We start from the raw sequence: 13276 nt of genomic DNA on the forward strand, positions 1-13276 counted from the left end.
ATTTAGGACTGTGGTATTTACAGACAAAAAAGAGGAATTGAACTCACTAATGTTCAAAGATACCAGAAAACTGCATTAAATCCAGGGACACAATTGTTGGTAAACAACGAAAACATTCAATAGCAATTTCCCATCTTTCTTCCCGTTTTAACATCTCAATTAATTTATCACGGGCACTTAATAGATATCTAACATCGTTAGCAGCATAATTTAACTGTTCTGGGGTGAGGTTCATGACATTTCCCCAATCGGAACTTTGAGCGCTTTTATCTAACTCCACCTGCTCTAATTCCTGGATGAGGGCTTTAAGTCCGTGACTGGAGGTGTAGGTACGTGCTAATTTACTTGCTATCTTGGTACAAAATACTGGCTGTACTTGAATTTGTAAATTTGCTCTTAATGCCGCTAAATCAAATCTAGCATAGTGGAAGACTTTAGTAATATCCCTCGCTTCCAATAGCTTTTGTAAATTTGCTGCTTGATTTTGACCACGGATAATTCTCACCACGGTCACATTCCCGTCGCGATCGCATAATTGCACTAAACACAGTCGATCCCGTCCATGTACTAACCCCATCGTCTCCGTATCCACTGCGATCGCATCTTTACTCAGGTAGGTGGATAAGATTTCATCACTCAAATCGCGATCGCATACCTGAAAAGTCCCTGATGTCATTTATCCTCTTTTCTGTATCCGAATATTCAGCCCTATTATACTTCCCACCTTCACCAACTGAGCTTGTCCTTTAGAGGATGTTTTAAAATATGTTTTATAAAGTCGATTTTAATACTTAATCAGCTCGTTGTTTGGGAGTAGGTAGAAGGGAATCGGGAGTAGTTGATAACGACAAATATACCGTTGGAAGTGCTTGATAAAGTATTTATTGACACTTGACCAACATCCTCTTAGATGGTTAATACTTAAAAGTCAACCGTCACCTGTCAACTGTCAAACAACAGGGAAATATATCAACGTCCAACGTGTATCCTACCTAATTATTGATAAATAAATATCTGCGTCAAATATACCTCTCCATCGCGGTTAATTGCTACCCCAACCCCAGTTAAGTTATATTTTCCCTTAATGTTCACGTGGTGTTCATGGCTATTTATCCATCCCCGAACAGCTTCTCCTACGGGGTCATCATACCCTTGATTAAATGCCACATTTTCCGCAGCACTCCGAAATTTGATGGGTAAGGCTTTAACCCGACCTTCAAATCCATTATGGCTAAAGGGAACTCGACGGTTTGCCATATTCTGACTATGAATTCTCGCTTGCTGGGAAATTCTGCTATCTAATCTGAGTTTGCTTAATCCCTTACTCTCTCGATACTGGTTAATTCTGTTAAATACGGATTTTTCTAACTCATTGGGATTTAATGATGCTGTCATTTGCTGCGCTTTTGCAATTAATACAGGTTCCACCGGAGTTGAGTCGTGTGCACTCTCGTAACCCGCAATCGGAGCAGATGCTAATCCGCTTGCAAGTACAAGTGAAGCAAAGGCTATGCCATAAGCAGTTTGTCGAATCATAGGATTATGTTTAGTCAGGTTTATATTTATCGCGAAACAACCCAGGCTATCTGTATTGCAAATACGCGTAGGCGTATCAGTATTCCGGAATGAAAAAATCTTTTCAGATCACGATTTTCCCGTCAACATTCAGGAAATACAATCCGATGACAGTAAAGAATTCCATAATATATGATTAAATTTTCACAAAGGAAAAATAAAGTTCCGTATTTACACTGTTTGATGCAGAGGGAGAGACGCGATGTGTCGCGTCTGTACGTCTATATGTACTGTGTACACCGGATTCCCTCGATCCCCTATGGGTCATAGGGGTGTATGTGACAGTAGTAGCTATGAGCTATTTAGAAGAAAATTTCTAATCATTTAGCAGGCTAGAGCGTAGTTTAGTAAACAGTATTTTAAATTACATTTTGCATAACGAGTGCGTAAGTCCTATTGCTATATAAAATCCTTCTTTATTCAAGCAGAATGAAGGGGGATTTTTTATTTTTAGATAGATGTATTTATTGTTGCTACACAGTTAGAGGATCAAAAATATAGGATGATATCGAGAAGGTAAACATTAGGTAAAAACGAGTATTTGCACTGACTAATATTTTTTTGATGGTGTAAATTACGGGATTGATAATTCCTTGCATTCGGTAGGTAATTCCAATTATCGGAAGTTGTGTTTGTTGAGATAATCCGGAATATTCACAGTTTTCGGATTTGTCCGTAGGTTGAATCGAAAATCCAAAATCCATAGTAGAGATGACCCGACGGGTCGTCTCTACGGTCATCCAAAATCTAAAATCCAAAATCGAATGACTATCGATATTCGCGATTTCTTTCAAGCGACTAATCCGAGTCGAACTCTGTCGATTGAGAATGAACAAGACCAAAAATACTATATAGATTTTTCTTCCGTTCGTGGAGGAAAAATTATTGAGGAAATCAAAGAAAATATTGTTTTTTTCTCTCCTGATATTCCTACCTGTAGTTTATTTACCGGTCATATTGGTTGTGGAAAATCGACGGAATTATTACACTTAAAATCCGATTTAATTCAAGCTGGTTTCCATGTTGTCTATTTTGAATCCAGTCAGGACTTAGAAATGGCCGATGTGGATGTGGGGGATTTCCTGTTAGCGATCGCGCGACGGGTAAGTCAAAGTCTGGATACGGTGGTCTTAGCGGAACCGAAGACCTTGAAGGCTTTGTTAAGAGGTGCGATCGCGGTCTTAAATACGGAGATAAGTGATGTTAAATTTAAGTTGCCAGGGATGCCAGAGCTGGGGGTAAGTACGGATGATGAAGGATTTTCCCTTTCTTTTGGTATTGGGGAAATTACCGCCAAAACCAAGAGTGATGCGACTTTGCGGGAACGTTTAAATCAATACCTGGGTCCGCAAAAAACCAAATTACTCGCAGCCATTAATCAGGAATTAATTGAACCCGCGATCGCCCAGTTAAAACATTCTGGGAAGCGAGGTTTAGTAGTGATTGTGGATAATTTAGACCGGGTTGACAGTCGTCCGAAACCCTGGGGTCGTCCGCAACAAGAATATTTGTACATTGACCAGAGTGAGTATTTAACTCAGTTAAATTGTCATTTAGTTTACACAATGCCCTTGGCTTTGAAGTTCTCGAATGATTATAATAATTTGACCCAAAGGTTCCCGGAAGACCCGAAGGTTTTACCGATGGTTCCGGTGATGACGCGGGATGGTCAGCGTTTTGAACCGGGGATTGAACTATTGCGTCAGATGGTGCTAGCGCGAGCTTTTCCCGATTTATCTCCTTGGCAAAGATTACGGAGAATCACTGAATTATTTGATACTACAGACAGCTTAGATCGTTTGTGTTGTATTAGTGGTGGTCATGTACGGGATTTGTTACGGTTGTTGAACAATTGGATTCAACGGGACAGAAAGTTACCGTTACGGGGAGAAACCCTGGAAGCATTGATTAGGATTCGTCGGAATGAGATGACCTTGCAGATATCCGATGATGAATGGGAATTGTTACGTCAGGTGAAACAACGCAAAACAGTTCGGGGTGATTGGGAATATCAAGCATTGATCCATAGTCGTTTGGTATTTGAATACCGCAATCAATTTGGTGAATCTTGGTTTGATTTGAACCCCATCTTGAATGATGCAAAGGAGTTAACAACTTGAGTCGTTCCCGTCGATTCGATTTATCCGTTTATAGTGAAGCTTTAGCTGAATTAGTCTGGACACTGAATGCAGGTCAGGGAGAATTTCGCTTACTGTTGGTACGTTGTAACTATCTACGGTTGCGATCGCGTATTCTCAAACGATTACAAAAAACGACGAATTTGCATATCCAGGTTGTTCAACTCCAACCCCAGGATCGAACTTTGTATGAACGGATTCGAGAACAGGTTGATCAACAGCAACCGGATGCGGTGATGGTGTTGCATTTGGAGTCGGTACGGGATTTGCAGATGATGTTAAGTGCTGCAAATCAAGTTAGGGAGGAGTTTCGCAAACAATTTTCCTTCCCGGTGGTACTGTGGGTGACAGATGGGGTGTTGCAGCAATTATTGCGGGTTGCTAGCGATTTGGAAAGCTGGGGGACAACCTTGGAATTTGCTCCTCCGGTTTCTGAATTAATTTCCCTCTTGCAACGTAATACCGATGCATTATTTTCCACATCTTTGTTATCTGATAAGTATACAATTGGTTGGCAGTTAGGACATCTGCGTCGTCAAGAGATAAATACCGCAGTTGAGCAGTTACAACAACTGAATGTCACCATATCACCAGAATTGCAAGCTTGTATCGATTTTGCTAATGCTCAAACAGCCTATCTGTATCAGCAAATTGACCTCGCATTAACTTATTTTCAATCGAGTTGGCAATTTTGGCAACATCAAACCCAATTGTCATCAAACTTTCCCCAGTATTTAAATAGTCAAAATTTGATTTACCATCCCCATTTACGCACAGGGGTTTTACACTTTTACTTAAGTTTGTGCTACTACCAATTAGCGGAACAAAATCATCAGCACTATACCCAATATGTATCCTATTTAAACATTGCTCGTTCCCAAATTCAATCCTGTTTAGATATCTTCCAGTCCTACCAACTAGATTATTTAGTTGCCAAATATATTAACCTACTAGGTTCAATCCTCTTTCGACTCGAATCCTGGTCAGACCTGGAAAAAGTCTCCCAACGAGCAATTGACCTGCAAAAACTCTATGGAAACCCTCTGCGAGTAGCTCAAGCCTACGGATTTTTAGGAGCAGTTGCGCTACAACAGCAACAGCATTTAGCAGCGAAGGAATACCTACACAAATCTCTCCACAGTTTAGCCCAATTAAAAACTCCATCCCCCCTAACGGGACGTTACCTGTTGCAACTTGCTCAAGTGGAACATAGTTTAGGTAATACCCAATTAGCGATTCGCTATCTAGAAATTGCTCGGAATTGGGGAATCAGCGACAACTGGCGTGAATACCTCAAAATTTTACACCAATTGCGATCGCATTATCGCACATCTGGTCAGTACTTAGAAGCGTTTCTGATTCGACAGGAAATGCACTCAATCATGGCTCAACAAAGGATTCATGCTTTCGTCGGTGTCAATAGTCTCCAACCACCCAAACCCGCTAAGTTGCTCATGATGCAATGGTTAGGGATAAATTCCCGCATTGACTATACCCCAGAAATCGCTCAGGAAATCACCGCTTCCGGACGTATTCGCGATATTGCCAAACTCATCGAAAGAATCACCCGACCGGATTACAAATTAATTATTTTGCATGGGAATTCTGGTATTGGTAAAACTTCCCTAATTACAGCCGGATTAATTCCGGCTTTGATGGGTAAAAATATCGGTTTTCAAAAGGTAATTGCCATTGTTATCCGTCCCCATGCTAATTGGCAAACCATTCTTATTGATAATTTTATCACGGCTATTTCCCAAACTCCAGCCATCAAAAATCACTGCAAAAATTTCCCGACATCCAGAAATTCGTACCAATCCCCAGATGACATTTTTAGCATATTCCAAACCTGCATCGACCATAATTTTCGTCTCGTTTTTATTTTGGATCACTTTGAGGATTTATTTTCCCAGGAGATTTGCCCCGAACATAAACAAAAACTCTTACAATTCATCAATAAATGTTTAAATATATTAGCCATTAAACTCATTTTTTCCCTCCGCAGCGAATTCCTCACCTTTCTACAGCAAGACAGTCAAATTAAATCCATTTCTCACCTTTCCCATCACCTCTCTAACCAAGATAATTATTACCATCTCCAACCCCTGACCAAGGAAACCGCCTATCAATTAATCACAACCCTCAATCAAACTCACCATCTGGGTTTTGAAGCGAAATTAATTCAGCAAATTATCAATGACCTGACCCATAATAACCAAATTTCCCCCCTCCAACTACAAATAGTTGCAACCCAACTGCAAAGAGAAGGTATCAAAACCCTGGGTCAATATCAAAAATATGGTTGTCACACCCATTTAATCATTCGCTATTTATATGGAATTATTGCTGAATGTGGTCAGGAAAACCGGGAAATTACCATCCAATTATTACGAAACCTCACCCCATTTCCCCAACCTCATCCTGAACTAGAAACCAAACTGCGTCAAAATTTATCCCATCAATTCCATTTCAGCCAGATTGAGACAATTATCACCATTATGTCCCTAGCTGGGATTATTATCATCAAACAAAATACGGATTATCAAGAATATCAAATTGCCTACACCTATCTCTACGAAATTATTCAAACACACTTAATTTTAGATGTAAAAGAAAACAGGAGTAGAAGAGGTTGATTTCCCCACTACTCCCTACAATTTTCCGATATTTGCAGCCAATCCTGCATTTCTCACAAGTAATCCATTACAGTGTTAAACAACGGGTTGATTTTCCTACTACTCCTAACTCCCTACTCCCAACTCCCGGAAAGTTTGAGAGATTTGCGAGAAATTCCGAAAATGGGAGTTCCTAGATTATCCGGCTTTTTTCAGGAATCGAGCGAGGAATTTATCGACTTCAGGTAACTTCATCGATAATGCGATCGCCATAAATACTAACATCCCCACAGACCCTGAAATTCCCAGTTGAATTATTAAAATTAATAACCCTTGGGTTCCTAAAAATCTTTCACAAACTAGCAAAGTACCATAACTGACAAACCCAGCAAATACACTAGCTGCGGTTAAACCAAAGATGGGATAACTCCAAGTAACAAGGGGTAAACCGTTGATTTTCCGATTCAGTACGTATAACAGCATCAACGTTGACGTAAAATTTACACCAACCGTTGCCAGTACTAATCCGGGTGCGCCGAATTGATTAATAAAAATCCAATCGAGGAAAATATTCAAGAAGATATTAAATAAACTCACTTTAAATGGTGTGTCTGCATCACCTAATGCATAAAATACCCGCACCAGCACATCTCGACCCAAGTATACAAACATACCTACCCCATAGGCAACCAGCAGGGATGCGACTAAATCAGAAGCCTGTTGTTGAAATGCTCCCCGTTCGTAAACTATCCTAACTATGGGTTGGGATAGGGCAATCATCATCCCCCCCAAAGGTAGCATTGTAAAGGCAGATAGAATTAAGCCTTGACGAATACGTTGTTTTAAACTACCCCAATCCTCTGGAGCTGCGAGTTGGGAAAAAATGGGTAATAGGGGAACCAGAACAATGTTGGAAATAACTCCCAGGGGTGTTTGTACTAGTAAATTGGCATAATTTAAACCCGATGCAGCACCAGGAATATAGGAAGCAAACATGGAATTAACCTGCCAGTTAATATACAACATTCCCGATGAAAAGGTGGCAGGAAGCATAATCCGCATAATTTCCCGTACCCCTGGGTCATGGAAATTGAAGCGGAGCCGAAACGCACCCATCCCCACCCGAGTTTGGGCAAATAATTGTACTACCCACTGGAGTACGGCTCCGGCTAAAGTACCAATAGCCAGGATACTCCCGGCGTATAATAACAAATCAGTACTCGCCCCTGGACTACTTAAACTAACTAAATCCCCCCCTAATTGCAGCCAAAGTACGCCAATGGCAATTACCACCGTAATACTGGATAGCAAAGGGCTAATGGAAGGTAGCCAAAACTGATTAGCCACATTCAGGGTACCAAAGCCAATACCGATAAACCCGGAAAGTACCGCCATTGGAGCCATGATTTGCAGCTGTCGCACTGCGATCGCGCGGACAATTTCCCCATCAGCCCGTTGGCTTAATCCAGGGGTGGTAACGTCAAGAATATTACCAGCAAATACCGCCAATAATACGGAAACAGCAATCAACACACACCCGACAAGGGTAGTCATGGTTTCAACCAGGGGTGCAGCCTCTTCCTTTTTGCGTTTAGCTAAAACACTGACAATTGCACTATAAAAGGGGCCATTGACACCCCCCAACAAAATCAATAGAAAACCGGGAATTACGTAAGCGAAATTATAGGCATCCGCTACCGCACCAGTACTAAAAGCAGCTCCCATAGCCGATTGACGTACCAGACCCACCACTTTACTAATCAAAGTAGCGGCCGCTACGATTCCCGCAATACTAACAAGGGAGCGAGTAGGTTTTGATTGTTCTTTCGTCACAATTTTGCCAATCCGACAGCTTACACATAGGCGTTTCACATGACTTATTTAACCTGATATTGGGCTTACTGTCAGGCAAAATCCCACATTTTTTTGTTATGTCCTGGAATTTTGGATTATCTAGTAACCCAAGTTGCGCTGGAGGAGAATTTCACAAAAAAGGTTAATTTTTTGACTTTTCCCCTTCCCCTCTCGCCTTGTTATCAGTAAATTAGTAGTAAGTAGGGTTAGGAAACCTCGTTATTCAAAATTCAGCGATGGCATCAGTCAATTTACCAGCTAAGGGTAGATACTCAAATGTATTGACAACATGGAAATTTTCTGTTTTATTTGTGTTCACAATCGGACTATATCAGTTTGCTTGGGCCCACAAACAGTGGAAGGGGATTAAACAAAGGGAAAACCTAGAGATTCGTCCGTGGGTGCGATCGCTATTTTTGCCTTTTTATATTTATGGTCTTTCACGACGCTGTTTCGCTCTAGCCGAAACCTATGGCTATCGCCATAAACCCTCGGCTTTCTGGGTGACAGTATTTTACTGGATTTTCGTAGTTTTGTATCGGATGGAAAACTGGATAGGCTATCTGGGGTTATTGATGTTTCTCCCCCTCCTCAGTGTAGTCCGTGCCGCAAATTACTATTGGCAACATGAACAACCGGATTTACCCGTAAATGAAGGATTTAGTGTTCGAGAGATAATTTGGATTATTTTCGGTGTTTGTCTATGGTTAATGATTGTTTATGGAACTTTTGTACCCAGTTAGACTTGGAATACACTAAGTTTATTTAATTAACATCAGCACTTAGTAGGAAAATCAACCCATTACTCAAGGCTTATCACTCCCCTGCTGAAAATACAGAAGTTCACCTTCAAGAACTAACCATCTCCACAAAAAGCTCACTGATTGACAGTGTAAGTGTAAAGTATATTTCCTGTGAATTTTCTCCTGTCTCCTAGATTACTTAATCCAAAATCCAAAATCTCAAATCCAAAATCCCCATGAGCTATTGTCTCAATCCCCAATGTCAACGTCCGCAAAATCCCGATGGGATCAATTTTTGTTTGACTTGTGGGACAAAGTTGTTTTTGAAAGAGCGATATCAAGCGGTTTCCCTATTGGGTGAGGGGGGTTTTGGTCGCACCTATCGAGCGATTGATACCGATAGGATGAATGAAGAATGTGTGATTAAACAGTTTTTGCCATCTCCAGAAATTCAGGGAAATTCGGTGGCACTGAAAAAAGCTGTAGAATTATTCAATCAAGAAGCAGTCAGGTTATATGAGTTGGGAAAGCACGACCGCATCCCCAATCTTTTAGCTTATTTTGAACAAGATAAACGCTTGTACTTAATTCAGGAATTAGTTAATGGCGTGAACTTGCTGAATGAATGGCGATCGCATGGTAACTTGAGTGAAGAGGAAATCTGGCAATTTCTCGCGGATATCCTACCCGTGTTGCAATTTATCCATGAACATGGTGTTATCCACCGAGATATCAAGCCAGAGAATATCATGCGACGCACACATGATAAAGCCTTGGTATTAATTGATTTTGGCGTTTCTAAACAGGCTGCGGGAACGGTAATTAGTGGAGCGCGGGGGACAATGGCTGGTACTCCTGGATACGCTCCCGATGAACAAATTCGTTTTGGTGAAGCTTACCCTGCAAGTGATTTATATGCTTTAGGTGCAACTTGTTTACATTTATTAACGGGTTCATTTCCCAACCAGCTTTACAATCCCTGGGAATCGCGGTGGACGTGGAAGGAATATTTACAACAGCAGGGTAAATCCGTTAGTAATGCCTTGAGTGATATTTTGGATCGATTGATTAAAGATCGAGTTGGCGATCGCTATCAATCCGCAGCAGATGTCTTAGGGGATGTGGAAACCCATAATCCAGCTAATCTCAAATCCACCATCATCAGTCAAAATCCCGTTGCTTGCGCTCCCACAGTTGCGGTGAACCCAGTTCGTCAAAATGCTGGTTGGAGTTGCATTTCCACCCTTACAGGTCATACTACCACCGTGAGAGCGATCGCCGTTAGTCGTGATGGCAAAATTATTGCTAGCGGTAGTGATGATAATCGGATTAAAATATGGCATCGCGAAGGGGGAAATTTATTACAGACCCTTTCTATCCCCCCCAGTTTATTTAAAAGTAATATTACCTGGTTTAGTGCGATCGCCTTTAGTAGTGATGGTCAAACTTTGATTAGTGGTGGATTGGATAAAAAAATTCGCCTTTGGGATTGGCAAAATAATCACTCCATCAAGCAACTAAATGGTCATAAAGATGCGATCTATGCACTCAGTCTTAGTCCCGATGGACAAACTTTAGCCAGTGGAGGACGGGATAATCAAGTCATAATTTGGGATTTCCTCAAAACCCACCGTCTACGTACCCTCAAGGGACATACAAATACAATTACAAGTATTGCTTTTACACCAGATTCCCAAATTATTGCCACCGCAAGTCGAGACCATACCGTCAAACTCTGGGATGGGAATCAAGGGAGACTATTGCATACCTTAGATAACCATACCGATTGGGTTAGTGGTGTCTGTTTTAGTTCCGATGGCCAAACCCTATTTAGTTGCAGCCGGGATTGTAGTATTATGGCCTTTGATGTGGGTACTGGTAGATTCATCCGTGCCTATACTGGACATCAGGATTGGGTGACAGCGATCACCATCAACCCCGTGGGTAACTTACTAATTAGTGGTAGTCGCGATCGCATGATTAAAATCTGGGATATAAATAACAATCATAGGGAAATCCAAACCCTCACCGGACATGTTCGAGCTATCACTTCCTTGACCATCAGTCCCGACCACCGTGATATAATTAGCGCTAGCGATGACGGTACAATCAAAATCTGGCGTTTAAGAGAATATTTGTAGGTAAGGATTGCGGAAAAATAGTGAAACCGTGATGGGAGTAGGGAGAAACGCGATACATCGCCTTTGTACGGGAGTAAGTGGTGAAAATTGTTGTTCAGATCAGGGAGTAGAGACGACCTGTCGGGTCGTCTCTACGTCGAATGAACGGTTGCGCTGCGGTTTTCTGTTTAATTGCACCTACCTACTTATTGTTTACTGTTAACCGTTGACCTGCTATTTTGACAGCAAACGTTCCGGTTGGGATACCCCAGGTCGTTCGCTGGAAACATCTAAATTTTGAGTTGGGACAGTATTATTCAGTAATGGTAAGGTAATAGTGACGGTTGTACCCTGATTTAAACCAGCACTAAACAGGGTGATTGTTCCACCCATCATTTCGATGAGATTTTTAGAAATTGCCAATCCTAAACCCGTTCCTTTAAAGCGACTGTGGGTTGTATCTTCCACCCTGACAAAAGGACGAAATAGTTGCTGTTGTTGACAGGGGTCAATACCAATCCCCGTATCTGTAACTGCAATCATCACGCGGTTAACTTCTTGATTGTTTTCCCTACGATTATCGGTGGTGACCGTTAAAGTAATACTACCTTCCTCAGTAAATTTGCTAGCATTACCAATCACATTAATTAAAACCTGTTTGAGCTTACCCCGATCAACCTTAACAGTTATTTCCTCTTCTAGTTGGGGGACATTAAATTTTAAACCTTTTGTTTGAATATTGACAGATTGCAAATTAATAGTTTCTTTAATAATTTCCCGCAAATCAGTGATTTCTAAATTGACAGATAGTTTTCCCGCTTCAATTTTGGAAATATCCAGTAAATCATTTATCATATTTAACAAATGAAGAGTCGCTTGATTAGCAATTTCCAAATATTCCAACTCTTCTTCCCGGTCATCGCAGAGACCATCTTTGACAAATTGAATAGAATTAATAATGGCATTTAAAGGATTACGAATTTCGTGGGATGTAGTCGCAATAAAACGACTTTTTAATTGATTAGCTGTTTTTGCATCTTTCCAAGCACTTTCAATTTCTTCAGCCCAAACATTTAAGCGTTCAGTCATTAAATCAAAAGCCTGTGCTAACTGATGAAACTCACGAATTTGAAAATTATAAGGTTTTTTCTGAGTTTGAGGAGCAATACCAATTTGCAGAGCATAGTCACATAATTCATCTAACGGGTGGGATACATCCTTCGCTAAATACAGGGAAGCAATCACACATGCAGCAATCAAACCAATTGTCAACAAAATTAAAATTACCTTAATATCCCGCAATCCATACAAAGCAGTATCAACTGTTTTCGCATCAACAATAATCCATTTTTGTGCTGGATTGTCACTGACAGGACTGGGAATCGCTGTATATCCAGCAATTAACTGCTGCTCCTGGTGGTCAGAAAAGAAATGGAGATGGTCATGGGAATTCGCGATCGCGCTGCTAATGATTCTTCGTAATCCCTCCCCATCTGGGTGTTGATTGATATTCGTACCCACCAGTTGAGGTAGGGGATGGGATAAAATTTCTCCATCTTCCCCCACGACAAAAGTGTAACCAGTTAATAAATTATCTGACTGCTTAACTTTTTCTCGCAATTGAGCGCGAATAGCCATAAAATAATTAAGATTGCCCTCCATATTGAATACAGGTGCAGAAATCATAATTTGCAACCTATTTTGTGTGGGGATACTATCATCAGCGAGAGAATTGGTCACCACCTTCGGAGGAATAACAACTTCACTCTGTACTTCCCCCCAATTAACCACAGACCCATTAGAAAACTCCATACTCCCGCTATGAATCGGGAGAATAGGTTCATCCCCACAGGTACTAGCAAGGGGTTGTTTTTTTGACAAATCGAGAACTTGTATACATTCGATTTGCCGACGATGATTCACAGCAAAATTATCAACAAATGCTTGAACTTGCTCTGGATTCCCGCTTCTGACGACAATGGTTTGACTTGCACTGTTGAGATGACTTTTGAGACTACCAATCGTATCAGAAATCCTCTGGGCTTTCAAAACCACCCTTTCATGAAGATTTCGACTCGCCGTCTCCAGCATACTATGTCGTGCTTTTTTAAAGACTACCAATTCCCCGGTTAGCAATACAGGAACCGATAAAACTAAAAGTCGCGATACCAAGATTCGACGGAATGATGATTGACGGGGTTTAGCCATCGGTAGTCTCGCTCAAGGTCTGT

General features: G+C 41.1%; 8 protein-coding genes. 4 read left to right on the forward strand and 4 right to left on the reverse strand.

The features are described from left to right. Positions 1–46: 46 nt before the first annotated feature. Both CDC37_RS18790 and CDC37_RS18795 read right to left on the reverse strand, forming a co-directional pair. Positions 47–676, reverse strand: coding sequence for a ribonuclease H-like domain-containing protein (locus tag CDC37_RS18790; protein ID WP_096624047.1), 630 nt, complete (start codon positions 674–676; stop codon positions 47–49). Positions 677–996: 320 nt separating this feature from the next. After that, a complete protein-coding gene (locus tag CDC37_RS18795; protein WP_096624049.1) occupies positions 997–1536 on the reverse strand; it encodes a CAP domain-containing protein in 540 nt (179 codons plus the stop codon). 803 nt (positions 1537–2339) lie between these two features. On the opposite strand from CDC37_RS18795, the gene CDC37_RS18805 reads away from it, so the two are divergent. After that, positions 2340–3695: an AAA family ATPase gene (locus tag CDC37_RS18805; RefSeq protein ID WP_096624053.1), complete on the forward strand. Its 1356-nt coding sequence runs from the start codon at positions 2340–2342 to the stop codon at positions 3693–3695. Continuing rightward, positions 3692–6349, forward strand: a complete 2658-nt coding sequence (locus tag CDC37_RS18810) for an nSTAND1 domain-containing NTPase (protein WP_096624055.1) — start codon at positions 3692–3694, stop codon at positions 6347–6349. The genes CDC37_RS18805 and CDC37_RS18810 overlap by 4 nt, the downstream gene beginning before the upstream one ends. Positions 6350–6526: 177 nt before the next feature. On the opposite strand, the gene murJ is transcribed toward CDC37_RS18810, so the two are convergent. Next, entirely contained in the window at positions 6527–8161 is a 1635-nt protein-coding gene (gene murJ / locus CDC37_RS18815) for a murein biosynthesis integral membrane protein MurJ (protein ID WP_096624057.1), read from the reverse strand. 257 nt (positions 8162–8418) lie between these two features. Here murJ and CDC37_RS18820 point away from each other — a divergent pair, with 257 nt between their 5' ends. Both CDC37_RS18820 and CDC37_RS18825 read left to right on the forward strand, forming a co-directional pair. Beyond that, positions 8419–8925: a hypothetical protein gene (locus tag CDC37_RS18820; RefSeq protein ID WP_096624059.1), complete on the forward strand. Its 507-nt coding sequence runs from the start codon at positions 8419–8421 to the stop codon at positions 8923–8925. A gap of 236 nt (positions 8926–9161) precedes the next feature. Continuing rightward, positions 9162–11066, forward strand: coding sequence for a WD40 repeat domain-containing serine/threonine-protein kinase (locus tag CDC37_RS18825; protein ID WP_096624061.1), 1905 nt, complete (start codon positions 9162–9164; stop codon positions 11064–11066). 213 nt (positions 11067–11279) lie between these two features. On the opposite strand, the gene CDC37_RS18830 is transcribed toward CDC37_RS18825, so the two are convergent. Further along, on the reverse strand, positions 11280–13253 hold the full coding sequence (locus CDC37_RS18830; protein WP_096624063.1) for a sensor histidine kinase: 1974 nt from the start codon (positions 13251–13253) through the stop codon (positions 11280–11282). Positions 13254–13276: the final 23 nt, after the last annotated feature.

It is taken from the genome of Calothrix sp. NIES-3974, assembly GCF_002368395.1.
Taxonomy (GTDB): Bacteria; Cyanobacteriota; Cyanobacteriia; order Cyanobacteriales; family Nostocaceae; genus NIES-3974.